24 protein-coding genes and 4 pseudogenes are annotated in these 24,905 nt (G+C 55.7%); 13 read left to right on the top strand and 15 right to left on the bottom strand.

Translation table 11 applies throughout. The features are described 5' to 3' along the window. The first annotated feature begins 2 nt into the window (after window positions 1–2). The 4 genes and pseudogenes from ACODSV_RS14600 to ACODSV_RS14585 form a co-directional block, all read left to right on the top strand. A complete protein-coding gene (locus ACODSV_RS14600; protein ID WP_032901563.1) occupies window positions 3–1,265 on the top strand; it encodes a hypothetical protein in 1,263 nt (420 codons plus the stop codon). A 316-nt stretch (window positions 1,266–1,581) separates the two neighbouring features. Next, window positions 1,582–1,914, top strand: coding sequence for a DUF2790 domain-containing protein (locus tag ACODSV_RS14595; RefSeq protein ID WP_032901564.1), 333 nt, complete (start codon window positions 1,582–1,584; stop codon window positions 1,912–1,914). 216 nt (window positions 1,915–2,130) lie between these two features. Beyond that, a pseudogene (locus ACODSV_RS14590) lies at window positions 2,131–3,456 on the top strand (OprD family porin). A 145-nt stretch (window positions 3,457–3,601) separates the two neighbouring features. Next, window positions 3,602–4,025: pseudogene (locus ACODSV_RS14585) on the top strand (KUP/HAK/KT family potassium transporter); the annotation flags it as partial. A 265-nt stretch (window positions 4,026–4,290) separates the two neighbouring features. Here ACODSV_RS14585 and ACODSV_RS14580 read toward each other — a convergent pair. Together ACODSV_RS14580 and ACODSV_RS14575 are read right to left on the bottom strand one after the other, a co-directional pair. Beyond that, a complete protein-coding gene (locus ACODSV_RS14580; RefSeq protein ID WP_032901570.1) occupies window positions 4,291–4,932 on the bottom strand; it encodes a hypothetical protein in 642 nt (213 codons plus the stop codon). A gap of 12 nt (window positions 4,933–4,944) precedes the next feature. Continuing rightward, window positions 4,945–5,682, bottom strand: coding sequence for a HupE/UreJ family protein (locus ACODSV_RS14575; RefSeq protein WP_019334886.1), 738 nt, complete (start codon window positions 5,680–5,682; stop codon window positions 4,945–4,947). 513 nt (window positions 5,683–6,195) lie between these two features. Here ACODSV_RS14575 and ACODSV_RS14570 point away from each other — a divergent pair. The 3 genes and pseudogenes from ACODSV_RS14570 to ACODSV_RS14560 form a co-directional block, all read left to right on the top strand. After that, window positions 6,196–6,495 carry a metal-sensing transcriptional repressor gene (locus tag ACODSV_RS14570; protein WP_019334887.1) on the top strand — a complete coding sequence of 100 codons (300 nt, stop codon included), beginning with the start codon at window positions 6,196–6,198 and terminating at the stop codon, window positions 6,493–6,495. A gap of 7 nt (window positions 6,496–6,502) precedes the next feature. Continuing rightward, on the top strand, window positions 6,503–7,639 hold the full coding sequence (locus ACODSV_RS14565) for a nickel/cobalt efflux protein RcnA (protein ID WP_019334888.1): 1,137 nt from the start codon (window positions 6,503–6,505) through the stop codon (window positions 7,637–7,639). A 12-nt stretch (window positions 7,640–7,651) separates the two neighbouring features. Continuing rightward, window positions 7,652–7,738: pseudogene (locus ACODSV_RS14560) on the top strand (YqaA family protein); the annotation flags it as partial. 32 nt (window positions 7,739–7,770) lie between these two features. Here the strand turns inward: ACODSV_RS14560 and ACODSV_RS14555 are convergent. The 10 genes from ACODSV_RS14555 to ACODSV_RS14510 form a co-directional block, all read right to left on the bottom strand. Next, window positions 7,771–10,740, bottom strand: a complete 2,970-nt coding sequence (locus ACODSV_RS14555) for a Tn3 family transposase (protein ID WP_019334889.1) — start codon at window positions 10,738–10,740, stop codon at window positions 7,771–7,773. Window positions 10,741–10,819: 79 nt separating this feature from the next. Continuing rightward, on the bottom strand, window positions 10,820–11,446 hold the full coding sequence (locus ACODSV_RS14550) for a LysE family translocator (protein ID WP_019334890.1): 627 nt from the start codon (window positions 11,444–11,446) through the stop codon (window positions 10,820–10,822). Between the two features lie 270 nt (window positions 11,447–11,716). Continuing rightward, window positions 11,717–13,132, bottom strand: coding sequence for an ArnT family glycosyltransferase (locus ACODSV_RS14545; protein WP_019334892.1), 1,416 nt, complete (start codon window positions 13,130–13,132; stop codon window positions 11,717–11,719). Then, window positions 13,132–14,082 (bottom strand): glycosyltransferase family 2 protein, encoded by a 951-nt coding sequence (locus tag ACODSV_RS14540; protein WP_019334893.1) that lies wholly within the window; start codon window positions 14,080–14,082, stop codon window positions 13,132–13,134. Before ACODSV_RS14540 ends, ACODSV_RS14545 begins: the two co-directional genes overlap by 1 nt. A gap of 16 nt (window positions 14,083–14,098) precedes the next feature. Then, on the bottom strand, window positions 14,099–14,494 hold the full coding sequence (locus ACODSV_RS14535; RefSeq protein WP_080034397.1) for a GtrA family protein: 396 nt from the start codon (window positions 14,492–14,494) through the stop codon (window positions 14,099–14,101). Between the two features lie 375 nt (window positions 14,495–14,869). Beyond that, the gene (locus tag ACODSV_RS14530) at window positions 14,870–16,141 is read right to left on the bottom strand and encodes an IS4-like element ISPa1635 family transposase (RefSeq protein ID WP_023082049.1); all 1,272 of its coding nucleotides are present in this window, start codon (window positions 16,139–16,141) and stop codon (window positions 14,870–14,872) included. A gap of 274 nt (window positions 16,142–16,415) precedes the next feature. Further along, the gene (locus ACODSV_RS14525) at window positions 16,416–16,691 is read right to left on the bottom strand and encodes a type II toxin-antitoxin system RelE/ParE family toxin (protein WP_016502317.1); all 276 of its coding nucleotides are present in this window, start codon (window positions 16,689–16,691) and stop codon (window positions 16,416–16,418) included. Beyond that, window positions 16,691–16,963 carry a CopG family ribbon-helix-helix protein gene (locus tag ACODSV_RS14520; RefSeq protein WP_016502318.1) on the bottom strand — a complete coding sequence of 91 codons (273 nt, stop codon included), beginning with the start codon at window positions 16,961–16,963 and terminating at the stop codon, window positions 16,691–16,693. The genes ACODSV_RS14525 and ACODSV_RS14520 overlap by 1 nt, the downstream gene beginning before the upstream one ends. A gap of 13 nt (window positions 16,964–16,976) precedes the next feature. Continuing rightward, the gene (locus ACODSV_RS14515) at window positions 16,977–17,390 is read right to left on the bottom strand and encodes a hypothetical protein (protein WP_016502319.1); all 414 of its coding nucleotides are present in this window, start codon (window positions 17,388–17,390) and stop codon (window positions 16,977–16,979) included. A 6-nt stretch (window positions 17,391–17,396) separates the two neighbouring features. Further along, window positions 17,397–18,137: a GIN domain-containing protein gene (locus ACODSV_RS14510; RefSeq protein ID WP_019334897.1), complete on the bottom strand. Its 741-nt coding sequence runs from the start codon at window positions 18,135–18,137 to the stop codon at window positions 17,397–17,399. A 230-nt stretch (window positions 18,138–18,367) separates the two neighbouring features. Between ACODSV_RS14510 and ACODSV_RS14505 the strand changes: the two genes are divergently transcribed. From ACODSV_RS14505 to ACODSV_RS14495, 3 genes and pseudogenes are all read left to right on the top strand, one after another. After that, on the top strand, window positions 18,368–18,931 hold the full coding sequence (locus tag ACODSV_RS14505; protein WP_019334898.1) for a recombinase family protein: 564 nt from the start codon (window positions 18,368–18,370) through the stop codon (window positions 18,929–18,931). Window positions 18,932–18,958: 27 nt separating this feature from the next. Further along, a pseudogene (locus ACODSV_RS14500) lies at window positions 18,959–19,321 on the top strand (YqaA family protein); the annotation flags it as partial. After that, window positions 19,318–20,061: a TraX family protein gene (locus ACODSV_RS14495; protein WP_019334900.1), complete on the top strand. Its 744-nt coding sequence runs from the start codon at window positions 19,318–19,320 to the stop codon at window positions 20,059–20,061. The pseudogene ACODSV_RS14500 and the gene ACODSV_RS14495, both read left to right, overlap by 4 nt. Before the next feature lie 35 nt (window positions 20,062–20,096). Here the strand turns inward: ACODSV_RS14495 and ACODSV_RS14490 are convergent, their stop codons facing one another. After that, window positions 20,097–21,413, bottom strand: a complete 1,317-nt coding sequence (locus ACODSV_RS14490) for an MFS transporter (protein WP_032901572.1) — start codon at window positions 21,411–21,413, stop codon at window positions 20,097–20,099. A 359-nt stretch (window positions 21,414–21,772) separates the two neighbouring features. Between ACODSV_RS14490 and ACODSV_RS14485 the strand changes: the two genes are divergently transcribed. Genes ACODSV_RS14485 through ACODSV_RS14475 form a run of 3 tightly spaced genes read left to right on the top strand, consistent with a single transcriptional unit; the run spans window position 21,773 to window position 23,251 of the window. Next, window positions 21,773–22,048, top strand: coding sequence for a metal/formaldehyde-sensitive transcriptional repressor (locus ACODSV_RS14485; protein ID WP_025992775.1), 276 nt, complete (start codon window positions 21,773–21,775; stop codon window positions 22,046–22,048). Between the two features lie 11 nt (window positions 22,049–22,059). Beyond that, window positions 22,060–23,025 carry a CDF family Co(II)/Ni(II) efflux transporter DmeF gene (gene dmeF / locus ACODSV_RS14480; RefSeq protein WP_019334903.1) on the top strand — a complete coding sequence of 322 codons (966 nt, stop codon included), beginning with the start codon at window positions 22,060–22,062 and terminating at the stop codon, window positions 23,023–23,025. A gap of 43 nt (window positions 23,026–23,068) precedes the next feature. Next, a complete protein-coding gene (locus ACODSV_RS14475; RefSeq protein ID WP_017341650.1) occupies window positions 23,069–23,251 on the top strand; it encodes a DUF1289 domain-containing protein in 183 nt (60 codons plus the stop codon). Window positions 23,252–23,576: 325 nt separating this feature from the next. Here ACODSV_RS14475 and ACODSV_RS14470 read toward each other — a convergent pair whose 3' ends face one another. Both ACODSV_RS14470 and ACODSV_RS14465 read right to left on the bottom strand, forming a co-directional pair. Then, window positions 23,577–24,044: a DUF411 domain-containing protein gene (locus tag ACODSV_RS14470; RefSeq protein ID WP_019334904.1), complete on the bottom strand. Its 468-nt coding sequence runs from the start codon at window positions 24,042–24,044 to the stop codon at window positions 23,577–23,579. 162 nt (window positions 24,045–24,206) lie between these two features. Beyond that, on the bottom strand, window positions 24,207–24,905 hold a 699-nt coding region (locus ACODSV_RS14465; protein WP_489078281.1), incomplete at its 5' end, for a copper resistance protein B.

The raw sequence follows: 24,905 nt of genomic DNA, 5'->3' as shown, positions 1-24,905 counted from the left end.
GAATGTTTTCTAATGTGGTAGCTCTCTACCGCGCCATTGGAGCGCCCCCCATTGAGGACGGAGTCATCCGCTATGAGGGGATGCCAACGCCCGACATTATCGGTACGTTGCGAATGTGCGATGGCCTGCCCGCAGCCTATGGCAAGTTCGAGCATTGCTCTGAAGAAGCAGACTCTCTCGATATTGAGTTTCGCTTGCCATCGAACGAGTCTGGCCGTTTCTACGCGAACCTAGGCGAGTTTGTCGCTCGCAATGGCTCATTGGGCAAGGGCCAATTTCCGAGCAACGTGTACATTGTTGAGCTCTGTTGGGCAGATAGTGATGACACCGAACCTCCGACGATTAAGGCGCTCAGGCGCGTATGTCGGTTGATCGAGCTGCTTGCACTGCTAGCGATCGGTGTCGACAAAGACAGCAGCCAAGATGGTTTTAATCTTTTCTTTGCCTTGCCTCCTGATGGGGCTAAGCCGCCGAGAACATTTCTGTTGCCTACTCAGGTTGACGCCAAGGTACTTGACTATGAGCTCAATCACCTGAGCTTGTTGGAAGAAATACTCAATCGAAAAAACGAAAATAAGGCACACCTCTCCGAACGAAAATTAATGATTCGGATGGCGGTGGCTAGCGTCATAGAGAAGTTTGAGAGCGAGCCCAATCTGTTCTTGGTGATCGTGCGGGAGTGGCGGGAGGTCCTCGCCACATACCGCGCGAATCTGCAAACCTACGTCTATAGCTTCTCGTTTGAGCGGGCCCGGCGCGAGGTGGCCCAAGCTGAAATCGACTATGGCACCAAGCTTAGCGGGGTGCTGGGCGACATCGCCGGCAAGATGCTCGCCCTGCCGATATCGCTAGCGGGTTTGGTCGTGCTGGAGAAAACAACCTCACGATTCGAAGGTTTTATCCTTGTCCTTGGGCTGGCAGTGGTTTCTGTGGTTCTGCTTGCGATCCTTCACAATCAAATGCTGCAAACGGAGCGCCTGCTGCACAGCTTCAATGTCATCTTCGATGATTTTAAGGACAAAATAAAAACCTATCCTCCGAAACTTCAGGGTCTGCTCAGGATCACCATCGACCAAGTCGACAAGCAAGGCCGGACCCTCACCAGGACCTTTCGGTTGCTGAAGGGGTTGTCCCTCCTTCCAATCGTCGGGGCTTTGCTGCTAGCCGCGATAAAATACTGGGACGATTTCGTATGGCTGTTAAAGACCATCTCAGCGATGGTGTTTTCGGTGCTCAACGTAGCCCCTAATATTCTCAGCCCATGACGCTTTTTTAACACGCCCTTCGTCTCATCTTGCTGTGCTCAAACGGCTCATCCATCTGAAGCAGTCCAATCAGCTGTATATGATATAGAGGAGATGTATCTTTAATAAAAAGCTTGGGTACTTCATGAGGAGCCCGAGTTGGTCTCTAATGCTTATCTGATGTATTCAGCCTACTCCGCCAATAAGTTAAATTTCTAATAGTCGAGCTCACGCGTGCTGTGGAACACCTTACGCATATGTAATATTCGCGGCAGCTTTCTGAAAGGCATCACTGGTTATCCTCTAGTCAGAAGTAAGTGAGCACTAGGAGAGAATCATGAAATCACTAAAAGTTTTTTTTGCCGCTTCCATCTTGACGATGTCTTCTTTGGCCATGGCTGAAGGAGGTGGTGACCCTGTTTATGGTCGAATGATGCAAGAGAACCAGAAGGCGATGGAGCAGTACGCCTTAGAAAACGGAAAGACGACACCTGAAGTCGTTCATTATGAATATGGAATGAACCTCGATGTCCAGAAGGTAATCAGTACCACTCAAGCCAATAAAACCTGTGACGTAGCCCCTTCGCGCATGACCTATGAAGATTCGACGGGCAAGCTCAACACCCTGGAATACAAGGTTATGGGTACTAACTGTCCTCACGGAAGCTAATTAGCGTTAGCCCTAACTGCGCAAGGTTGTTCGGTATGTTTTGAGCCTGCTTACGGTTCGCTGACACAGAAGTAATTTTCAGGTCACGCTGGAGTTATCTATTGTATGAAATTATGTCTGCCGGCACGTAGGAGAAATCCTTACGTGCTGGTGGCTTTTTATAATTATAAAAAATTTCATAAAGAAACTCTGCCAAGCTAAAGCCTGGAGTGTTAAATGAACAATAAAAGCATTTATGGTCTTTCTTTCATTGCCCTTAGCATGAGCATGGGGCAAGTTGCAGTGGCTGTTGAGCAAAGACCTGAAGGATTCATTGAGGGGAGCACCTTTAGTATTCTCAATCGGAATCTCTATCTCAATCGTGATTATCGAAAGGGCCAGTCAAGCCCCACGGGAAATGGGTACTCAGCCGAATGAGCTCATGGCATCATTGGCCGGTTCGAATCAGGCTTTACTCAAGGTACCGTAGGCTTCGGCATTGACGCGTTTGCAATGGAAGGCCTCAAGCTCGATTCAGGTGATGGTCGCTCGGGAGCTCGTAGCTCAGTCGATGTCTTGCCGCACAATAGCAAAGGCCAACCTGAAGACTCCTACTCAAAAGTAGGCGGGGCCGCAAAAGTGCGTTTCCTGGATACAGTCGTCAAGGTAGGGGACGTATTTCCATCGACGCCTGTCGTGGCCTATGGCGATTCTCGACTCCTCCCTGAGAGTTTTCGTGGTGCAACGTTTACCAATACCAGCATCAAAGACCTGACCCTTCAGGGTGGTCGACTGCATGCGATGAGCCAACCCAATTCCAGTGGCATGCGTGACGGCTTTTCGACTTTCTACGCTGGTGCGGTAGATGCTCCGTGGATCGCTTATCTAGGGGGCGATTACACAGTCAATGAGCACGTAGGTGTGAGTCTTTACACCAGCCAATTCAAGGATGTGTGGAACCAGTATTACGCAGGCACCACATTGAGCTATCCGCTCTCAGACAGCGTATCGCTAATCGGTGGCTTTAATTACTACCGAGCGGTTGATGAGGGTAAAAAACTTCTGGGAAGCTTCGATAACAACATCTGGAGCGGCAAGACCGGGGTCAAATTCGGAGCGCACACCGTGACCGTTGGGTACCAGCGCAATAATGGTAACGACGACTTTGACTACCTTCGCCAATCCGACTCAATTTTCTTGGATAACTCTATTCAGTACAGCGATTTCAACTCACCGAAAGAGCAATCCTTGCAGCTGCGCTACGATCTAGATATGCAGGCTTTCGGCATCCCCGGTCTCAGCTTCATGACCCGCTACGCTAAGGGTTGGGATGCGGACTATTCCAACGCGAACAGCGTGTACATGCGTCGTGGAGCGGATGGCGCCCCACTGCAGGATCAAAAGCGTTGGGAACGAGACATCGAGGCTAAGTACGTCATCCAGTCAGGTTCTCTGAAGGACATGTCTCTACGTGTTCGCCAGGCAACGACACGAGCCACGGATTTCGAATCTGATTTGGACGAGGTCCGACTGATTGTCGAATACCCGCTGCAACTCCTTTAACGGGCGCTAGCCATCGGCATTAGGCCCCATTACCAGATACACCCCCGTCTCTTTGTTTCTCCTTTGGTTTTGGAGACGGCTTAGGCGCCCGAGTGGCGCCTTTTTTTGTGTATTGATATAACTGTTGGTATGTTCCGGCCATTATTCCAGATCTGATGCTGCCCCTCATGGGCTCTCGCACAATCAATTGCAGAAACAGGTTCTGCACGAGCAGGTGGTGTTGCTAACTGTGGCGTCTGAGGACGGCCGCGCGTGCCAGATGATCGGCGGTTTGAGGTCTAGGCTTAAGGTAAAGGATTTGCCGGGTTAGCCTGCACTTTGGCTTTATCGAGGAGCGTGACGTAGCCGCAGCCTTGAGTCTCTGACACATGAAAGAGCTGGATTTCTGCACGATGCATTCCACCTACTTCTTTAGCCGCGTGACGGTTATCCCGATCAAGCGTATGGGGATGGCTCGTTGGCGAGAAAGCTTGTTCACTTTTTTACTGAAGAACGTCAACAGCAACCTCAAATACTTTAATTTGCCGCTGAACCGACTGATCGAACTGGGTACGCAGGTTGCGATATAGAAACAAACAAGGCCGCAAATGCGGCCTTGTTTTATTCAGGGTGTTACTCGTGTGAGTGTCCGTGCTCAGCGCTCTCGGATGTTGTTCCTTTCTCACCGCCACCGCATGCGGTCATCAGGCCAAGAAAGCAGATCAGGAGCATCGAACGAATCAGCGTTGCTGGGGTTTTCATGGAATGACTCTTCAAAAAATGGATGAGAAAAATGGTCTTTATCTAGGCTGAGCGCTGCATTTTCGGCAATAGAACAGCCATCGCGGCTTCGGATTACTGTTTGATGCTCAAGTAATCGCCGGCCGTTCTCAGTGAGATGGTCACGTCGCTGTTGCTGCGGTTACGCCAAAACCAACCATGGGTGCCGTCAAAAATAGCGATGAATTCACCTTTATCACTTTTGACCTGCTTGCCCTTGTTGTAGCTGTGGAAGTAACCCTTTTCACCGTTGTAGGGCTCGCCATGGGTGTCGTAGTTCACAGGCCCACCAACCGTTGTCCATTCATAGTTGACGGTTCTGTTTTTCAGCACTTCCAGCTTGATTTCTTTCCCTTCACCAGGCTTCAGCGTGATGGTTAGTTGATCTTTTTTCAGGGCTAGATTGGACTTCGCCACAGGTTGAACCGCAGGTTGCACTTCGGGTTTAACTGCTGCAATTTGCGGAGCCGGCTCCGGAGCCGATGCTTGCGGCGGAGCTGCGTCCGCTAAAGCCTCTTGGGCAAGGATGATCTTCAATTCGCCCATCTGGGTAAGGCCCAGTGTTCGGCCTACACCTGTCGGATCAATGGCGTATTCCGAGGGCATTACGACTGTTACCAGAAGTCCCGCAGCAACCAATATTGCAAGAACAGTCGAACGTAGCAGTTTGCGAGTGCTGGGCAATTCATTAACAGTGGGAAGCGGAGTATTGAACATGGTCAGAATTCCTTACGCGGAGACAAACAGGCCGGTGATCTGGTAACCCATCAGCAGGAAACCGGCACTCATCATGGCAACGTTGGCGGTATAGGCGTGACGCCAGAAACTGCCGGTGCGCCGCCAATACCCCATCAAAATGAGAATCGCGCTAAGGGCCAGCAATTGGCCGATCTCGACGCCGACGTTGAAGGCGATCAAGTTCGGAATCAGGCCATCAGGCGAGATTTCGTACTCCTGGATCTTAGTGGCCAGCCCGAATCCATGGAGCAGGCCGAAGATCAGCGTGGCCACCTTGGTGTTGGGTTGGAAACCGAACCAGCGCTGGAATGCACCCAGGTTATCAAGCGCCTTGTACACCACCGAGAAGCCGATGATGGCGTCGATGATGTACGAGCTGATGCTGACCTCTGTAAGTACGCCAAGCAGCAGCGTGACCGAGTGCCCTACAGCGAACAGCGTGACGTAGAGCCCCACGTCTTTTAGGCGATAGAGGAAGAAGATCACCCCGAACAGAAACAGCAGGTGGTCGTAGCCCGTCATCATGTGCTTGGCGCCCATGTAGATGAAGGGCAGCAACATGACGCCGGAACTTTCTTGGATGAAGCCCTTGTCACCTTCCGCGACGGCGTGAGCCATCGCCTCGGGCATCCCGACGAAAAGTGCAGCGACAAGTAAAAACAACAGCAGTAGCGGGCGGTGCGATGGCGCAGTGAATGCGACAACGCCGCTCATCGAGTGCGAATGCATAGATCAATCCTACGTTGCAGGGATCAAAGGCCGCAGAGCGGCCATGGTCAGGATGCGAACGGGGGACGGGGTGGACGCTCGATCAAGAAAATCGGCGGACGAGGAACGGAATATCGGCGCGCATCAACTCGTATAGACAGCTTCGGCTGTGCAGCCAAACTCAACGCGGACGTGAGCTGAGGTGTTTCGTGCTGATGGTCAGGGGTCAACGGTGAGTGGTAGTGATCCGAGTAGCTCGCACGCGACATCTCTGCCTGCTGCTCATGGGAGTGATGGGCGTCTTGTGCAATCTCCCAGGCTGGCTGTTTCGATGTCACCGACAACGTATAGGTATGCCCTGCCCAAGCCACAAACATGGCGAGAGCAAGTGCGATTACCATCGTCATTGTCAGTGTTCTGCTGAACATAGTGTTCGGGTTTCAACTCGTTTTGTGGGGCTTTGATGCGTTTGACCGCATCCCCCTAGGGGGGATAGGATGCCAGCGTAATTCATTGAGGCCTGAGGCTCAAGTCATGAGTGAGCACGAACACGAACACAGCCATCCCCAAACCCACCAAAGTCACGAGGCGATCATCAAGCGTCTCAAGCGGGCGGATGGTCATTTGCGCGGCATCATCACCATGATCGAAGAGGGGCGTGAATGCGTGGACATTGCTCAGCAGCTGCACGCTGTTGAAAAAGCAGTGTGCCAAGCTAAGCGCACGCTGATCCAGGATCACATTGACCACTGCCTGGAGGACACCGTCTCGGCCTTGGGCAATGGCGAGCGCGCACCGCTGGAAGCGTTCAAACAAATCACCAAATACCTCTAGGTCTGATATGCCCAACTTCGCTGAACTCTTGCAACAGGGTGGTTCGCACGCCTGGCTCTACTTCCCGAGCGCTATCTTGCTCGGCGCCTTGCATGGCCTGGAACCCGGCCATTCAAAAACCATGATGGCGGCCTTCATCGTGGCCATCCGTGGCTCGGTCAAACAGGCCGTCTTGTTGGGCCTGGCCGCGACGCTGTCGCACACCGCTGTAGTGTGGTTGGTCGCCATCGGCGGTATGTATCTGGGCAAAGGCCTGGACGCTCAAACCACGGAGCCGTACTTCCAGCTCGCGTCCTCTGCCCTTATCATCGTGATTGCGCTCTGGATGCTATGGCGTACCTGGCGCGGTGAGCAGATGTTCAAGTTCGAGCAAGGTGACGATCACCACCACGATGGGCATGACCATGGTGATCATGATGAAACCCATCGAATTGATACCGGCCATGGCCGGGTCGAACTGTCGATATTTGAGGAGGGGGTACCTCCTCACTGGCGTATGAAAACGTTGCGTGGGCATGCCTGGTCAGCATCAGACGTTAGCTTGATAACGACCCGCTCTGATGGCAGCACGCAAACCTTCTCATTTGTTGAGCGCGAAAGTTTCCTAGAGTCGACGGTCGATATCCCTGAACCTCATGAATTCAGTGCCCGCTTGAGCCTGGGCCATGCCGGTCACTCCCATGATTACGACTTGGAATACCAGGAGCATGATCACGGCCACGCGCACTCCGAACTGGAAGGGTTGGAATTGTCGATTGATGGCTATCAGGATGCGCATGAGCGTGCCCATGCCAACGATATCCGTAAGCGCTTCACCAACCGTGAAGTCACTACGGGACAGATCATCATGTTCGGCTTGACGGGGGGGCTCATTCCTTGCCTAGCGGCGATCACCGTTCTGCTGCTCTGCCTCCAGGTCAAAGAAGTTGCCTTGGGTGGCGTGCTCGTCCTGTGCTTTAGTATTGGTCTGGCGCTCACACTGGTAACCGTCGGTGCAGCCGCCGCTATTGGCGCCAAGCAGGCCTCCAACCGCTGGCCTTGGATGGGCACCGTTGCGCGTCGCGCCCCTTATCTGTCTAGTGCACTGATTATCGGAGTCGGGCTCTACGTTGGCATCCATGGCTGGATTGGCCTGAACGCATAAGGCGACGCCTAAGTGTTTGAACTCACAAGCTACGTTGGTCTGTTCCTGGCGGCACTCGGTGCCGCCACACTGTTACCAATGCAGTCAGAAGCCGTATTGGGGTCGTCTTAGAAAACGGAAAATAAAGCACGTTAAGCTGGCTGCAGCGGCCGTAGCGGCCTGAACTTGCCCGCGCCGATCTTGGCGTTGCTGCGCCAGAGGTAATCGCCAGTCAGGTTGATGTGCTCCCAACCCAGCGGCGACAGATACTGCAATAGAGAGTCATCAACGGGCTTGCCGTGTCCACGCAGGGCATTCGCGGCCCGTTCCAGATAAACCGTGTTCCACAGCACGATGGCTGCCGTCACCAGGTTGAGGCCACTGGCCCGGTAGCGCTGCTGCTCGAAGCTGCGGTCGCGGATTTCGCCCAGCCGGTTGAAGAACACGGCGCGGGCCAGCGCGTTGCGGGCTTCGCCCTTGTTCAGCCCAGCGTGCACGCGACGGCGCAGCTCCACGCTTTGCAACCAATCCAGGATGAACAGCGTGCGCTCGATACGCCCCAGCTCGCGCAGGGCCACGGCCAGGCCGTTCTGGCGCGGATAGCTGCCGAGCTTGCGCAGCATCAGCGAAGCCGTCACGGTGCCCTGCTTGATCGACGTGGCCAGCCGTAGAATTTCATCCCAATGGGCGCGAATAGCCTTGATGTTCAGTCTGTCGCTGCTAATCATCGGCTTGAGCGCGTCGTAGACAGTGTCGCCCTTGGGGATGAACAGCTTGGTGTCGCCCAGGTCGCGGATGCGCGGCGCAAAGCGGAAGCCCAGCAGGTGCATCAGGCCAAATACATGATCGGTGAATCCTGCCGTATCGGTGTAGTGCTCCTCGATGCGCAGGTCGGACTCGTGGTACAGCAAGCCGTCGAGCACATAGGTCGAGTCGCGCACGCCGACATTGACCACTTTGGTGTGGAATGGCGCGTACTGGTCGGAGATGTGGGTGTAGAAAGTCCGCCCAGGACTGCTGCCGTATTTCGGGTTGATGTGGCCAGTGCTCTCGGCCTTGCTGCCGGTTCGGAAATTCTGGCCGTCCGACGATGACGTGGTGCCGTCGCCCCAGTGCTCGGCGAAGGGATGCCGGAACTGCGCGTTGACCAGTTCGGCCAGCGCCGTCGAATAGGTTTCGTCGCGGGTATGCCAGGCTTGGAGCCAGGCGAGCTTGGCGTAGGTCGTTCCGGGGCAGGACTCCGCCATCTTGGTCAGGCCCAGGTTGATCGCGTCGGCCAGGATCGTGGTCAGCAGCAGGTTCTTGTCCTTGGCCAGGTCGCCCGATTTCAGGTGCGCGAAGTGCCGGGTGAAGCCTGTCCATTCGTCTACCTCCAGCAGCAGTTCGGTGATCTTGACGTGCGGCAGGATCATTGCTGTCTGGTCGATCAGCGCCTGCGCGGTGTCGGGCACCGCCGCATCGAGCGGCGTGATCTTCAGGCCCGACTCCGTGATGATGGCGTCCGGCAGCTCGTTGGCCAGCGCCATGCGGTTGACGGTGGCGAGCTGCGTTTCCAGCAGCGTCAGCCGGTCATGCAGGTACTGGTCGCAATCGGTGGCCACGGCCAGCGGCAATTCGCTGGCCTGCTTGAGGCTGGCGAATTTCGCGGGCGGCACCAAATAGTCCTCGAAGTCCTTGAACTGGCGCGAGCCTTGTACCCAAATGTCGCCGGAACGCAGCGCGTTCTTCATCTCCGACAGGGCACACAGTTCGTAGTAACGCCGGTCAATGCCGGTGTCGGTCATGACCAGTTTCTGCCAGCGCGGCTTGATGAAGTCGGTCGGCGCGTCCGCAGGCACCTTGCGGGCATTGTCGCTGTTCATGCCGCGCAGTACCTCGATGGCGTCGAGCACGTCCTTGGCGGCGGGCGCGGCCCGCAGCTTGAGCACGTCGAGGAATTCCGGCGCGTAGCGGCGCAGCGTGGCGTAGCTCTCGCCGATGCGGTGCAGGAAATCGAAATCCTCGGGCTGTGCGAGTTTCTGCGCCTCGGTGACGCTCTCGGCAAAGGCATCCCAGGACATGACGGCCTCGATGGCAGCGAACGGATCGCGGCCAGCTTGCTTGGCCTCGATCAGCGCCTGGCCGATGCGGCCGAACAGCCGCACCTTGGCGTTGATCGCCTTGCCGGACGCCTGGAACTGCTGCTGATGCTTGTTCTTGGCGGCGTTGAACAGCTTGCCCAGGATGCGGTCGTGCAGGTCAATGATTTCGTCGGTGACGGTGGCCATACCCTCGATGGCAAGCGCGACCAGGGTCGCGTAGCGGCGCGGCGCCTCGAACTTGGCCAGGTCGGCGGGCGTCATCTGGCCGCCCTCGCGGGCAATCTTGAGCAGCCGGTTCTGGTGAACCGACCGCTCGATGCCGGAAGGCAGGTCGAGCGCCTGCCACGCCTTGAGGCGTTCGATGTGTTCCAGCATGTGCCGCGAGTTCGGTTTGACGGGCGACTGGCGCAGCCAGGCCAGCCAGGTCGTTTTGCCGTTGTCCCGGCGCTTGAGCAGATCGTCGAGGCGGCGGCGATGCGCGTCCGATAGCGGTTCGGCCAGGGCATCGTAGATGCGCCGGTTGGCGCGGGTAATCGCTTCGGCGGTCGCTCGTTCGACGGCGTTGATGGCAGGCAGAATGACCGACTGTCGCCGCAGATGATCGACCAAGGCGCTGGCCAGCACGACGCCCTTGTCGGTTTGCATGGCCAGCTCGGTCAGCCACTGGACGGCCTGCCGGTAGTGGCTCATCGTGAAGGGCTGGAAGCCGAACACCGTTTGCAGTTCGACCAGGTGCTCGCGCCGGGTCTGTTCCCGCTGGCCATACTCGCCCCAGCGTTCGACGCCAACCTTGAGCTGGTCAGCGACCAGTTTCAGCAAAGGCGGAAACGGCGGCTCATCGACGCCAAGGATGACACCGGGAAAGCGCAGGTAGCAGAGCTGCACGGCGAAGCCCAGGCGGTTGGCCGGGCCGCGCCGCTGCCGAATGATGGACAGGTCGGTGTCGCTAAACGTGTACTGACGAATCAGTTCTTCCTTGGTATCTGGCAATGCCAGCAGGCTGTCACGCTCGGCAATGGACAGGATAGAACGGCGTGGCATGACAAGGCTTCCCTGAGTGCTTTTGATCACCTGATCCGAGCGTAAGGCCTGCAACTAATAACCCATGAGCAATCATGGGTTATTTTTGGCTGAGTGCTGCTACCGAAAGCCCGGACGCGACGAAGGTCAGTCCGGCGCCGACATTCAGGCCGTTGACAACTTTTGGCTTGCGCTGCAGCCAGGTCGACAGGCGCGTTGCAAAAATTCCCATGAGCGCAAAGCCCAGGGCGGTCAACGCGGCGAACCAGGTGCCGTAGACCAGCATCTGCACAGTGACCGAGCCCAATGATGGGTTGACGAACTGTGGAATGAACGCAAGCACAAACAGTCCCGGCTTAGGGTTAAGCGCCGCAGACAGGAAGCCGGTGAGGAAGATGCTTTTGAGCGATTGCCGTGCCGCCGGTTTGAAGTTGATCAGGCTGCGCGAACGCAAGACCTTGATACCCAGCCACACCAGGTAGCTGGCGCCGATCACTTTTACGACCCAGAAGGCCACGGCGGATGTCTGCATCAATAGGGTCAGGCCCAACGAGGCGGTGGCTACGTGAAACAGAATCCCGGTGCCCGACGCAACCCCCGAAATGGCCGCCGCCATGCGCCCCTGGCTCAGGCCCCTGGCGATGGCCAGCAGGTTGTCCGGCCCGGGGGAAAGCACCAGCAACAGGCAGGCGGCGGTATAGGTCAGCCAGATGTCCAGAGGGAACATAACGAGATTCCTTTCGTCAACGGTTCAAGGCAGCCATCGTGTTCCAACTGGAGGTCCAAGATCAAGATTAATCCAGATGCCTATGCGCTAGCGCTTTAGAACGCGGTCTTCACTTGCAGGCCCAGCATCAGTGCATGGTCGATTCCCAGCCCGGAAAGCGCCCCCAGCTTGATGATGTATCGGGGCAAAGGGGCAGCCAGGAGATGGTCTGGTAGCCGTAACGCAACGCTGTTGATGCTGGTCGCCAGGGCGTTGCCGGCAAGCCGGCTCCTACAGGTCAGTGGGTGCTTTCAGTGGTTCGCACCTGAATAACACGCTTTGGCTGGCACGCAGTTGCTCGACACAATTGAACGGCTGCAAGCCCTGGATGCCTCGCTTGAGGTCACGTACCCGACGGGCGATGTAAAAGCTGCGGTCAACGGGCAAGGTAGCCAAGTCCTCGACCCGGCGTGCCTGCCCCTGCGTATAGAACTCCCCCGAGTACGAGCGCCGGCCCCAGTAAAAGAGGGTTCCGGGACGCTCTGCCTGCAACTGCTGCCAGGCCCTGGCGAGCTCACGTTGGTTATTCGGCCGGTCAAAGGCGCGGCCGTCGATGGCAGCGATCAGCAGCCATACCGGCAGCAGCAGCGCGAGGATCAACCCAATGATGGTTTTGCCGGTTTGCCAGGGCACAGCCTTGAGTGCGCCAGCCAGCAGCAGGCTCCAGGCCGGCAGCGATGGCAGCAGGTAAGTCCACAGGATATTGCCGGAGAACGTGAAAAATACCGGCGTAGCCAGGGCCCACAGGGCGATAAAACCATAGTAGCGACCCGACAGGGCCGAGCGGCGCAGGGCGAAGTACACCGCTGGCAACAGCAGCGTCCAGGGAAAAAGCGCGAGCATCAGGTCCATCCAGATGGCGCCCGTGGGCCGGGCATGGGCGCTGCCGTACAAGTCTCCGGCCCATTTGCTGACCACATAACGCTTCCAGTGCTCGCCGATCAGGAAGTAATCGAGAAACCCCGGCGTGCGCTGTTCAGCAATCACGTACCAAGGCACGGCAATCACCAGCATCAACGCAAGGCCCAGCAGCCAGGGCAAGTGCAAAAAGGCACGCCATTGTCGGTAGTAAAGCGTCCAGATCACAGCTGGAGCCCCCACCAGCACCAGCACCAACGGCCCCTTTGCCAGCAACCCGAGGCCCAGGCCGGCAAATCCTGCCAGTGCCCAACGGCGGTCGCCCCGTGTCATGCCGCACCAGAAGCCATAGCTGGCCAGCAGTACCGAGAAACTCAATGCCGGGTCGGTCAACACCACACCTGCTGACAACAGGCCGAGGGTTGAGCTGGAAAAGATAATTGCCGCCAATACCGCCGTTTTTTCATCGGCCTGCTCACGGGCAAACCGGATGATGATCAGGCAACTGGCGACATGCAGCAGCCACGCCGGAAAGCGAATGGCGAATTCATTGATACCCAGCAACTTCATGCCCAGCGCCTGGGTCCAGAACGACAGTGGCGGCTTGCCCCAAAAAGGTACGTCCAGCTCGAACAGCGGGGTTACCCAGTTGCCGAGTACCAGCATCTTGCGGGCCATTTCCGCGTAGCGGGCTTCCGAGGTGTCCATCAGCGGGTACAGCCCCAGGCTTGCCAGGCGCAGGGCCAAAATGGCGATCAATACCAGCCATAGCGTACGGGTCGTTATCATCAGTGGTTTTCTTGTTCGCGAGGGTGTATCGGGCAGGGGTGCTCCGGCCGTTCAGGGGCTTCGCCGAGCAGGTTGTCGAGTAGATAGATGGGACGCTGCCTGACTTCGCTCAACGTTGCCCCGAGGTATTCGCCGATCATTGCTATGCCCACGGTAATGAACGCAGCAATGCCCATGATCACGTGATGGGCATTGGCGGTGTTTACGCTCATCTGCTGGATGATGAGCACCATGGTGGCGATGAAAATCATCAGGCTGAGCAGGCTGAACCAGCGCAACGGCTTGCGCGACAGCGCCAATACGCCTTCGATACCGAGGTCGATCAGCGCCAGCGGCCCCCATTTGCTGAGACCGGCGCTACGCGGCTCACGGTCATAGGGCAACTCGATGGTATTGAACCCCAGCCAACTGATCAGGCCCTTCATGAAACGCGTCCGTTCCGGCATACCGCGCAGCGCTGCCAGGGGCGCCGGGCCAATCAGGCGGAAGTCGCTGACGTCTGCGGGAACATCAAACTTGTCGGCCAAAAAGTTCATCAGTTTGTAATAGAGGTGGGCACTGATACGTTTGCTTGAGGTATCAGACAGGCGACTGCGGCGCTGCATATTGACGATATCGCTACCGGTCAACCAATGATGAACCATGAGTGGAATAAGTTCGGGCGGGTCTTGCAAGTCGGCATCAATAAATAACAACGCATCCCCGACCGCATAATCAATACCGGCGACCATGGCGGCTTCCTTGCCAAAGTTACGGCTCAGGTTCAAACAACGAACGCCAGGCGTCTGGCAATAACCATCCAGTAGCGCCAGTGTTTCATCGCGGCTGCCGTCGTTGACATACACTACTTCGTAGCGAATGCTGAGTGTCTTAAGTACAGCCATTAGCCGCTTATGAAAAAAAGGCAGTACCTTGGCTTCGTTATAACAACAGACAATCACACTGAGCATCGGACGTGGGGAGCGCTCAGCTCTTGATCGATTCATGGCGAAAGCTCCAGTACTGGTTGATTTGGTAAGTGATCAACGTCAGGGCACAGGTGGTGATCACCTGCATCAGCCATAGGCGCTGGGGCCAGTGCTCCAGCAGGGTCGCCATCAGGGCCAGGTTTGTACCGTTGTAGACCAAGGCCGTGATGCTGAAGCGCAGCCATTGATAAGTGTCGGATGGGCGAGCCTTTGTAAACGTCCAGCGCTTGTTGCCCTGATAACTAACAACAGTCCCGACTATTGCTCCCAGTAACGTCGCAATGAGTGCGGGCAGAACCAGAGACAATAACAAAAGTGTTATGTAATGAGCGCCAGTGGCAAATATTCCAACGATCAGATAGTAAGGCAAGGTTGTAGAGGGTGGCGATATCATTGAGAGAACTGCATGTGTTCAAGAGGCTGTATGGTGTTGACTTTAACTACTCATGGGAGCCGGCGTGTGAAAAAAATGTTTAAGAGCGTCGATATTACCAAATTGTAATTTTGGTGTTGGGTAGTTGTAAGGGCAATGTCATCAACCTAAGCTGCAGCCCTGCCCAAGGCAAGCCCCCCGAAGCAGCCAGCCGCCATGGCCGTCGGGCGATGACCAGGCCTCTGCCGCTCAATCAGGCGGTCTAACTGGGCTGGCGGTGATGTGATCATCGTCTGTTCCGGCTGTCTAGGCGAGATTTCTCGTTCTCCGGACGAGCCTATGCCGACCGCTTGTGGCCAGCTTTTTTTTGCACGGAGGTTGGGCGGTGGTGTTTCTTCAGCGCGTCGGTTTGTAGCCCTCACAACCTCGGCTGGCTGCGCGTTTGCGTTGGCGCGCAAAGCTACGGCCTGAGCGTACGGCACTGAGGCTTTTAGCCATCAAGGCCAGCACATTGCTCAGCCCCTGAGCACAGTGCCGCACCAGCAGCTCGACCAGGGTATTTTTGAGCCGTGACACGCCTTGGGTGAAGTTGACTTTCCATCGCAGCTTGCGACCTTTGTGGCGCTGTTCGATGACCGGCTGTAGCAGGTGCTGCATCAACAGCGCCAGGTTCTTCAACAGTTGAGCGGCATGAAAGTCCTGCTTTACAGCAGTCACGCTGCGGCCGCTGAAGTTGTCCAGCGTCAGGGTTTGTTTGAGGCGACGGAAGTCGGTTTCGATGCCCCAGCGGCGGTGGTAAAGCTCGGCAAACACCTCAGCGGGAAAGGCTTCTCGATCCAGCAACGAGGTCAGCAATACCTCGCTTTCGCCGTTGGCCAACTCGACCCGGATCAGTCTCAGCTCGATCTGGCTGGCAGGATCAACGCCAGCCTCGGAGCAGAACAGACGTGCTTCAGGATGGTTGGCCACGAAAAGCTGTGTGTCTTCAACTTGGCCAGAGTATAGAAACGCTTTGACCTGGGCGTTATAGCCACAGGGCAGGCGCATCAGAAAGTGCCGCTGTTGCTGCGCGAACAGCGCGAATAACCAGTGCCCAGGGTAACCACGGTCAAACAGCGTCAGGCTGTCAGCCGGCAGGTGCTCAAGGTGCAGATGGGCACAGTCGCGCTCGCCGACGGTCAGGGGCACGATCAGGCTATGCAGGGTTTGACCGTCAGCGACTTCGTAGAGTGTGGACAAGCGAGCCATGGGAAAGCCAGAGTGACTGCCAAAGAAGGTCGCCATGGTCGACTCCAGGGGTAAATGCACGGTCGAGCCATCCACCGCGAGCACCCTCAGCCCACGCCACTTCTGACGCAGCCCGAAGCAGTCAATTTGTTGCTGCAGGAGGTGATTGAGACTTTCAAATACCTCGGGGTTGAGCTTTTTGCGCGCTTTGCAGAAGGCCTGCGCAGTGACCATTTGCGTCTCAGTCGACGCCTGATTGAGTACGCGATAGAACTGATCGAGTTCGGTTTGCAGGGCCGTGCGCGGCTGATTGAGCAGGAACAGGACGAGGTTCTTGAAGGTGAGCTGGCGTCGGCGGGTAAAGTCTTGAGGATTCTGGCGGTGGGCGGCGATGAAGGCGGGACAATCGAGCGGACTGGTTATTTTTTGTACAATTTTCAAACCAGGGCTTGGCTGGCGGTGTCAAGCGATGCGGTATAGGTAGTCAAAAGGGCTTCTCCCATGCACTGATTTGAGCGCTAATTATATGATATTTATGGATAATTTCCAAAGTTGATGACATTGATCTATAGCCCCCTAGACTGGGCGAATTAGCACAGGAGGTTGGCCTTGGATTAGGGGAGCCTACAGAATTCGGAAAAAATCGTACGCTAAGGTTTTCTGATCAGTCGTAGGCTCGCCAGTTTGATGTATTCCGTTCCTGGCCCAGCCAAACCTATCGGTCTTCGCGGGTGTGCCACAGGCGCAGTAGGTAGATAGTGGAATCCACTATCTCGTAACGCATCTCGTAATGGCCGATCTGAATTCGGCGCACATCCCGTGGATCGAATTCTTCCAGGCGTTCGCCAATGCGCGGGTTGGCCAGCAGCGTGGAAGGTGCGGCTGTGAGTTGCTGCACTGTTCGTGCGGCGGCAGGCTGATTCACCGACGCCAGAAACTCATACAACCGGGCAATGTCGGAAAGCGCCTTGCTTGTCCACTTCAACTCCATCAGCGCGGTACCGGCAACGGAGTGTCAGTGCTGAGGCTTTCAGCCCAGGCCTGGACAGCTTGATGATCGATCACGCGACCAGCATCCACATCGGCCAATGCCTCACGGGTCAGGCGACTACGTTCTTCTTCCTGGTCTATCCAGGCGGCCAGAGCCTGCTTGACGATCCAGTTCTTGGAGCGTTCCAGGCGCTCAGCCATCAAATCGACCTTTTCGGCCAGTTGCACAGGGACGTGAGCCGTGACGGATCGGGTTTTCGCGGTGGTTGCCATGATGGGGTTACTCCTAATCAATGGTAGGTACAAGGTGCATGCTCTGCCGGCGTTCAGTAACCGCCGCTTCCGATGCCATCCGGCGCAGAGTGACGGCATGTTCGCTGGCCTGGCGGGCACCGGCCTCATCGCCATTAGTTTTGAGCTTGTTGGCCTGCCATTCAGACGCTTCAGCGCCGGCAAGTAACGACGTGGCCAGCGTTACTTTTGGACGAGACTTTTCACGCTGCTCCTGCGCGCCTCGCTGACGTTCGACAACCTGCGCGGCCTCGTTGGCCGTGATACGCAAGTTGGTGCGAGCAATGTCAAAGCTGCCATCGGCGTTTGTGGCCTCGGGCGCTTCGAGGCAGGTTTGCATCGAATCCACTGCCGTCAACAGCTTGTCGATCTGCTGCAACAGCTCGGTTCGTTCTTGGTCATTCTTCATGGAGCGTCACTTCTTCTTGAACTTGATGTCGCCTGAGCCGGCAACGGAATGGTCGCGGGTCGGCGGGTTACCGCGCACCACGATGTCACCGGAACCCGCCACGCGTGCCTTCACTGAGTCGCTGACATAGGCGTCGATATCACCGGAGCCGACTACCGACAGTTTGGCGGACGTAGCGACCAGCTCGCTGGCGTCCACGTCGCCCGAACCGGCTATCTCGGCGTCCAGAAGACCCACGCGACCAAAGGCCGTGATATCGCCCGAACCTTGGATGCCTAGATCGAGGACGGTCTGCTGAAGGTCGTACAGGGTCACGTCGCCACTGCCCTTGATGCGGATACTGGGGGCTTCAGGCAATGCGATTCCAACGATGCTTCGCCCCTTGGACTGCATAGTGACGCCGCCGTGGCGTCCACCGACATTGATCGTTCCGCCCACGAAAATGTTGCCGGTACCAGAAACGTGAATATTGCCCCCATAGCCGCTAATGGAAATGCCCTCCTGCTCGATGATCAGCTTGTCACCCTCGAAGCGGGTCTTGATGTTACGAATGGCTTCCACGTTTTCCCCTGCCACGACCAGGTGCGCTGATGACGAGCGAAAGAACACAACATCAACCGCCCCCTTGATCACAATTTTGCTAACTGGGTGGATGGGGCGCTCTTCCTTCTCGTAGTTGGCAGCACGCTCCCATGCGGAATCGCGATGGTTGGCATCCTGGTGCGTCAAAGGGCTGGATTGGCTCATCATCTATCCTTTGTGATTTATTTTGAGTGACTTTGCCATAGCTCGACTCAGGGTTAATCATAGTGAATAATAATGAGCTGTCAATCGATCCGTCAGGTTGGGCTATGCCCTAACCTGACGTCAGGACAGCCTACCCAGAAACGTCCGGATAGACTCCATCGCTTAATTTATTGACACAAGCTACGCAAGGTCATAGATTTATTCCTGACACTTTTCTGTTTGGGGGCATCTTGCAAGGTCAACGTATCGGCTACGTCCGGGTCAGCAGCTTCGACCAAAACCCGAAGCGGCAACTGGAACAGGTCGAAGTCGGAAAGGTATTCACCGACAAGGCATCGGGCAAGGACACCCAGCGCCCAGAACTTGACTCGCTGCTGGCCTTCGTGCGCGAAGGAGATACGGTGGTGGTGCACAGCATGGATCGCTTGGCCCGCAACCTCGATGACCTGCGCCGCCTTGTGCAAAAGCTGACCAGGCGCGGTGTGCGCATCGAGTTCGTCAAAGAATGCCTGACCTTCACCGGTGAGGATTCGCCGATGGCAAACTTGATGTTGTCGGTCATGGGCGCGTTCGCCGAGTTCGAGCGAGCATTGATCCGCGAGCGACAGAGGGAAGGCATCGCGCTCGCCAAACAGCGCGGAGCATACAGGGGCCGCAAGAAAGCGCTTTCGCCCGAACGCGCCGCTGAACTTCTGCAACGCGTCAAGGCCGGCGAGCAAAAGGCAAAGCTGGCCCGTGAATTTGGCATCAGCCGCGAAACGTTGTACCAGTACCTGCGCGAAATTGGAGCTTAACGTGCTTTATTTTCCGTTTTCTGAGACGACCCCGTATTGGTCGGGATGTTGCTCTCCGACCAATACGTTGCTTCAACGCTCTTGGCGGTTGCCACTTTCGGCAACGTTCTTGGCTCTGTACTGAACTGGGCTCTGGGACGGTCCATTGAGCGATTTCGCCACAAGCGATGGTTCCCCGTGAGCGAGAGTAAATTCGAAAAAGCCCAGCTGTCGTATCTGCGCTATGGGCGCTGGTCATTGCTGCTGAGTTGGGTGCCCATCATTGGCGATCCACTGACGGTCGTCGCCGGAGTCATGCGTGAGCCACTCTGGAGTTTCCTGCTGATCGTCACCTTGGCCAAGGGTGTGCGTTATCTCGTGCTGACCGCCGTCACACTGGGGTGGGCATGAGTACTACTCATACGATCCAGCATGCCTTGCTTAAGAAGCGAAGCAGTAGCCTGGATCTGATCAAGTGGCTGGCAATGCTGACCATGGTTATCGATCACTTGCGGTTGGTGTGGCCGGAGTTGAGCAACCTGTTCATTCCGGGGAGAGTTTCCTTTCCGTTGTTCTGTGTCGCTATTGCAGCCAACGTGGCGCGTTCCAAACAGGGTGAATTGCTGACTGCTGCGAACGGTCGTTACCTTGCCTTGATGCTGTTGTTCGCCGCCATTTCAGAAGTGCCTTATCGCTACATCAGCACCTCGGGATCATTCAACGTGTTGGTGACGCTGGCATTGGGGCTGGTGATTGCCTGGGGATGGCAACATCGCACTCTGTTGAGCAGCGCTATGGCGTTATTGGCCGCCGCGATTGCCTACGTGCTGGATGATCCACTTATGTACGGCTTCTACGGTGCACTTGTTCCAGCGGCTGTCTTAATAGCAATCAAAGGCCCCGGTGTTCTTTGGCTGCTGCCAGCGGCTTTATGCCTGATGAGCAATACGCGAAGTAGCATCGTAACCAGGGCGCTGGACTTGGAAGTCTATTCATTGGTGGCGTTAAGCACCGCGTTCGCGGCGCCGCTGATCGGACTCTGGCTACTACGTCAGACCTTAACCTTTAAAGTTTGGCCGGTGCGGCAATGGGGCTACTGGTTCTATCCGGGGCACCTTGCGGCTCTACAAGCTCTACGGTTTCTGGTCTGAAGGCTGAGCAGCCAGCCTTAGCAAATCTTAGGAACTTACGGTCGTTTATCTGGCCATCGGCGATGCTGATCATCGATCACATACGGGTGTTCGTGATCCACTCTCTCCTGACCGCCGAGGTGTGTGTGATCCTCCGGCAAGTTCTCATGTGTGTGCCTGATCGACTCTTGGTCATGAGCTGGACGCCATATCACGATGCTGACCACCAGTGCGCTACACGCCACGACAGCGAGCCCAACAAACGATGCAGTGAGGCTAATGTTGGCACCCAGCCATCCCGCCAATGGGTAGGTAATCAACCAGCAAGCATGGGATAGCGCAAATTGGGCGGCAAACAACGCTGGGCGATCTTCGGCATGTGCCGAGCGACGCAACAGTCGACCGCTCGGGGTTTGAGCCAAGGAGTAGCCCACCCCAAGCACCACCCACAGCGGTAGCAGGAAGTTATAGGTGGTTAGGTTGATGCCAACTGCTAAGCCTGCGAGCAATACTCCTCCACCAAACAACATGGCCGTTCGGTCTTTGATATTTTTCAACAGTCGAGGCAAGACCAGGGCCGCCACCATGGAACCGCCACCAAACGCGGCCAGCGCCAATGCCGTAGAACTCTGCGGCAGAGCGAAGCGCGACTGCACCAGCACCACCGTATTGACGATGACCATAGCACTGGCGGCCGCAACCGTAAGATTGAGAGCCAACAGCCCTCGCAAGCGAGGTGTGGCCAGAAATATGCGCATGCCACGGGTGGTTCGTTCGTAGATGCTGCGTCGTGGTATCTGCTTCGCCTTAGGCAGCAGCACTGTGGCGACTAGGGCCGCTGAGGCAAGGAACCCAATGACCGTGCCGGCGAACAGGCTATGGAAGCTGATCACCGTCAACAGTGCAGCGGCAAGCATCGGGCTCGCGACACTTTCAAGATCATAGGCCAGACGTGATAGCGACAAGGCACGGGTGTAGTCGTCTTCATCCACCAGTATGTCTGGAATGGTCGCCTGGAACGTCGGAGTGAACGCTGCCGAAGCGGACTGAAGGACGAAAATCAGCACGTAGATTTGCCAGACTTCCGTCACAAACGGAAGAGCCAGTGCGACCAGTGCTCGCACCAGATCCAGAGAGACCAGCATTGCCCGACGGGGTAAACGCTCTGCAAAAGCGGCTGCGATTGGCGCAACGCCAATGTAGGCCGTCATTTTGATCGCCAACGCCGTACCGAGCACAGCGCCCGCATTGGCACCTGCAAGGTCGAACGCTAATAGGCCTAATGCAACAGTGGCAAGACCCGTCCCAATGAGCGCAATCACTTGAGCCAAGAAGAGGTGACGGTAGGTACGGTTGGCTAGGATTTTCAGCATGAAATATCTCAAATAGCGAAGTGCGTAACCATGTGGTTACCGAACTTTCCACGAAGAGACGCAATCAGCTGGTTTCGTCTCTGTTGATTGCTGCATCCTCCCAGGGGGGATGTGGTTCGATCCTAAACCATTGACCTAGGCAGCTCAAGAGATAGGCGCTACGCCATCTATCGAATTATTGAAGTGCCGGGCCGCCCATACGGCTTGTATTGGTACTGCGCGGCGAGGCGACGTGCTGAATGTTTCGAATGCAGCATTCAAATGCTGCAACGCTGCTGGTCGGATGGATTCCCTCCCTGGGTTGTATGGCCAATTGGAACGTGTGATTATATTGTTCTAATAGGTAGGGGGGGTATGGTATGAGTCACATGAGATCAAGCAAAGACAATCTTCTTAAGCGCGTAAAGCGAATCGCTGGGCAAGTCCAGGCGATTGAGCGAGCACTCGACTCTGATGATGACTGCTCGAAAACTCTGCTTTTGGTCGCTTCTGCCCGTGGCGCTATCAATGGGCTGATGGATGAAATTATCGAAGACCACGCTCGTGAACACGTCGCGAATCCGACACTCAGCAACGACGAAAGAGCGAAAGGTGTCGACGAGCTGCTCGAAGCCATTCGCCGCTATTCCAAATAGGATTTGCCCAGATGAGTAATTCGTACGCCGAGTATTCCCACGACCATATGTTCCTTGGGAAATCACATGAAGAAAACGCCAAGCGTACCTTGTGGGTGGTGGCCCTGACCGTCGTAATGATGGTTGCTGAAATCACCGCAGGTTATCTCACTGGCTCAATGGCGTTGCTTGCCGATGGTTTTCACATGGCAACGCATGCAGGTGCACTGGGCATAGCCGCAGCTGCTTACGGTTACGCGAAAAGACATGCCTCAAGTGCTCGCTACAGTTTTGGAACTGGCAAGGTGGGAGACTTGGGTGGCTTCGCTTCTGCTCTGATTTTGGGACTGGTTTCCTTGGGAATTGCTGGAGAGTCGCTGTTTCGTCTCTTTCAACCGACTCAAATGCAATTCGGGACAGCGACTCTAATCGCAATTGTCGGACTAGCAGTGAATGTGGTGAGCGCGCTTTTGCTGTCTGGCGGTCATGATCATCACCATGGGCATGACCACGGCCACGATGAGTCTCACCATGCGCATGGTCACGACAATAATTTGCGCTCTGCATACGTTCACGTCATTGCAGATGCACTGACTTCGGTTCTGGCCATCGCAGCCCTTCTTGCTGGTCGATACCTTGGTTGGGTATGGCTCGACCCTGCAATGGGGATTGTGGGTGCCGTTGTGATTGCACGCTGGGCTTGGTCGTTGATGCGGGTGACTTCGGGTGTATTGCTCGACCAGACAGATGATCATGTCGCTGAAGAGATTCGTGAACTGGTTGAGCGACCGGGAGATGCTTCGATCATTGATCTTCATGTCTGGCAGGTGGGGCCGCAAGCCCGCGCCGCGATTGTGAGTGTTCTGGGCAGCCCAGCAGTGAATGCAGAAAACATACGAGAACGGCTGGCGACGGTTCATGAGATCACTCATCTGACAGTTGAGTACCGCACGAAGTTGGGCGCTGACTCACCCGATCAGGTCGCCGTTCTGGCTTAGCAATGAACCCGTAGCACGCATAAGTTCGACGAGGAATTGAACAATGGCCAAGGACATCGAAAATCCCTGTATTTCTGTTTGCCAGCTGAACAGCGAACTATGCGTCAGCTGCGGTCGTACCAAGGAAGACATCAGAAAATGGAAACGAATGAAACGTCCAGAAAAAATGGCCGCTGTACAACGCGCCACCCTGCGTCTGAAAAGCCTGCAAAAAAAGAACTCTTAAACCACAGTCATTTACCTTTTCTACTTTTTCAGCCGAGACAGATGCCCTAATTCGAAAGGGCAAGCTGAGAGGCAACGCCGTTCCCAAACTTAGCACTATCCCGATCAGCAATCTGCTGCCCAATGCGTGGCAGTATACGGAGCATGGCGTCATCTCAAATTGTTATTGAGGACAGCAGTACGGGGTTATCAAATTCGGTGCAAGAGCGCCTTTACAATTGTTGCTGATGTCCTTAGCGAATGGTTTGAGAATGAAATCGACAGAGCATGTCCCGCTGCATGGCCATGAACGGTGACCATGCTGTGACGGGATGGACGGGGTGGGATTAGTTTTCGGGGTATTCAGCAATCACCTGATCTGTGCCAGCTTTGGTCAGGCCGATTATCTGGTAGGCCTCATGCACTCCGTCGACTTCCATTCCTGGAGAACCTGCTGGCATGCCAGGAGCAGCGATCCCGAGAAGGTCGTCACGCTTACTCATCGCAATTATTTGCTCAACTGGCACATGACCTTCAACAAACTTCCCGTTGATCATCGCAGTGTGACAAGACGAGAGTCGTGGAGCGACACCTAGATCTTGTTTGACAGCACTCATGTTGGTTTCTACATGATCAATGACGGTGAAGCCATTGGCCTCAAGATGCTGAATCCATTTTTTGCAACATCCGCAGTTTGCATCTCGATGCACATCGATGGTCAGGGTCTGCGCCGCTTGAGCCGTTGAGCCAATGAACAGCGCGGTGAATGTTGTGATACGCAGAAATCGACTTGAAAGTCGGAAGCTACCTGTCATGAATATTTCCTTTTCCCTTGGAGACGGCGAGATGTTCTACGAAGCAATAGAACCCCACTCAAGCGTTCATGCCGCTGCAAAGGTTACATTGAAGGATCTACTTTAGAGTCGGGGAGCCAACTCCCCGATCATTTGAATTCGTAGGGCTAGTGCTCAAATCGCTCAGAACCACATCCGAATACCAGCTACAAACCGGGCCTCGTTTGTCTTTTCCCCTTCATCGCTGGCCAGGTCAGCCGTCTTACCATATGAGCGATTCCAGCTAACACCAATGTAGGGTGCGAATTGACGAGTAATTTCGTAGCGCAACCGCAGGCCTAGTTCAGTGTTGGCCAATCCAGATCCTATGCCGCGCTGAGGATCATTTTTCCCGTACAAGTTTACTTCGGCGGTCGGCTGCAAGATCAGGCGATTGGTCAACAGGATGTCGTAATCGCCTTCAAACCGAGCTGCGGTTTGACCGTTCTCACCAATATAAGCAGTCGCTTCAGCTTCAAAGTTATAGAGGGCCATGCCCTGAATACCGAGCGCTCCCCATGTTTGAGGTGACCCAGGTTTGAAGTCTTGTCGAATGCCGGTGACGACATCCCACCAAGGACCGATGGCGTGTCCCCACAGAGCCTGAAGTTCAGCGTTCTCGGTTACGCCATTGGTACGTTCGCCTTCCGAACGCAACCATAGGCGATCGACGTCACCGCCGATCCACCCTTTTGCATCCCAAGCCAGCGCACTACCGTTGTCAGCGTCTTGGTACTCAAATTTATCCAGGAGGATGAACGAGTTAATTTTTTTATCGTGCACACCATGGCCTGGTAAGTCTGGAAAAGCGGCGGCCCGGTCAGCGTCGGTAAGTACGGGGAT

The organism is Pseudomonas sp. FG86 (assembly GCF_057808775.1).
The sequence above is the reverse complement of the archived record's forward strand: the minus strand, read 5'-3'. Positions and strand labels throughout refer to the sequence as shown.

What these genes read in the sequence shown, in the direction of transcription:
- ACODSV_RS14600 (WP_032901563.1), top strand. Translation starts at nt 3, where the DNA reads ATGTTTTCTAATGTGGTAGCTCTCTACCGCGCCATTGGAGCGCCCCCC.
- ACODSV_RS14595 (WP_032901564.1), top strand. Translation starts at nt 1,582, where the DNA reads ATGAAATCACTAAAAGTTTTTTTTGCCGCTTCCATCTTGACGATGTCT.
- ACODSV_RS14580 (WP_032901570.1), bottom strand. Translation starts at nt 4,932, where the DNA reads ATGTTCAATACTCCGCTTCCCACTGTTAATGAATTGCCCAGCACTCGC.
- ACODSV_RS14575 (WP_019334886.1), bottom strand. Translation starts at nt 5,682, where the DNA reads ATGCATTCGCACTCGATGAGCGGCGTTGTCGCATTCACTGCGCCATCG.
- ACODSV_RS14570 (WP_019334887.1), top strand. Translation starts at nt 6,196, where the DNA reads ATGAGTGAGCACGAACACGAACACAGCCATCCCCAAACCCACCAAAGT.
- ACODSV_RS14565 (WP_019334888.1), top strand. Translation starts at nt 6,503, where the DNA reads ATGCCCAACTTCGCTGAACTCTTGCAACAGGGTGGTTCGCACGCCTGG.
- ACODSV_RS14555 (WP_019334889.1), bottom strand. Translation starts at nt 10,740, where the DNA reads ATGCCACGCCGTTCTATCCTGTCCATTGCCGAGCGTGACAGCCTGCTG.
- ACODSV_RS14550 (WP_019334890.1), bottom strand. Translation starts at nt 11,446, where the DNA reads ATGTTCCCTCTGGACATCTGGCTGACCTATACCGCCGCCTGCCTGTTG.
- ACODSV_RS14545 (WP_019334892.1), bottom strand. Translation starts at nt 13,132, where the DNA reads ATGATAACGACCCGTACGCTATGGCTGGTATTGATCGCCATTTTGGCC.
- ACODSV_RS14540 (WP_019334893.1), bottom strand. Translation starts at nt 14,082, where the DNA reads ATGCTCAGTGTGATTGTCTGTTGTTATAACGAAGCCAAGGTACTGCCT.
- ACODSV_RS14535 (WP_080034397.1), bottom strand. Translation starts at nt 14,494, where the DNA reads ATGATATCGCCACCCTCTACAACCTTGCCTTACTATCTGATCGTTGGA.
- ACODSV_RS14525 (WP_016502317.1), bottom strand. Translation starts at nt 16,691, where the DNA reads ATGGAGTTGAAGTGGACAAGCAAGGCGCTTTCCGACATTGCCCGGTTG.
- ACODSV_RS14520 (WP_016502318.1), bottom strand. Translation starts at nt 16,963, where the DNA reads ATGGCAACCACCGCGAAAACCCGATCCGTCACGGCTCACGTCCCTGTG.
- ACODSV_RS14515 (WP_016502319.1), bottom strand. Translation starts at nt 17,390, where the DNA reads ATGAAGAATGACCAAGAACGAACCGAGCTGTTGCAGCAGATCGACAAG.
- ACODSV_RS14510 (WP_019334897.1), bottom strand. Translation starts at nt 18,137, where the DNA reads ATGAGCCAATCCAGCCCTTTGACGCACCAGGATGCCAACCATCGCGAT.
- ACODSV_RS14495 (WP_019334900.1), top strand. Translation starts at nt 19,318, where the DNA reads ATGAGTACTACTCATACGATCCAGCATGCCTTGCTTAAGAAGCGAAGC.
- ACODSV_RS14490 (WP_032901572.1), bottom strand. Translation starts at nt 21,413, where the DNA reads ATGCTGAAAATCCTAGCCAACCGTACCTACCGTCACCTCTTCTTGGCT.
- ACODSV_RS14485 (WP_025992775.1), top strand. Translation starts at nt 21,773, where the DNA reads ATGAGTCACATGAGATCAAGCAAAGACAATCTTCTTAAGCGCGTAAAG.
- dmeF (WP_019334903.1), top strand. Translation starts at nt 22,060, where the DNA reads ATGAGTAATTCGTACGCCGAGTATTCCCACGACCATATGTTCCTTGGG.
- ACODSV_RS14475 (WP_017341650.1), top strand. Translation starts at nt 23,069, where the DNA reads ATGGCCAAGGACATCGAAAATCCCTGTATTTCTGTTTGCCAGCTGAAC.
- ACODSV_RS14470 (WP_019334904.1), bottom strand. Translation starts at nt 24,044, where the DNA reads ATGACAGGTAGCTTCCGACTTTCAAGTCGATTTCTGCGTATCACAACA.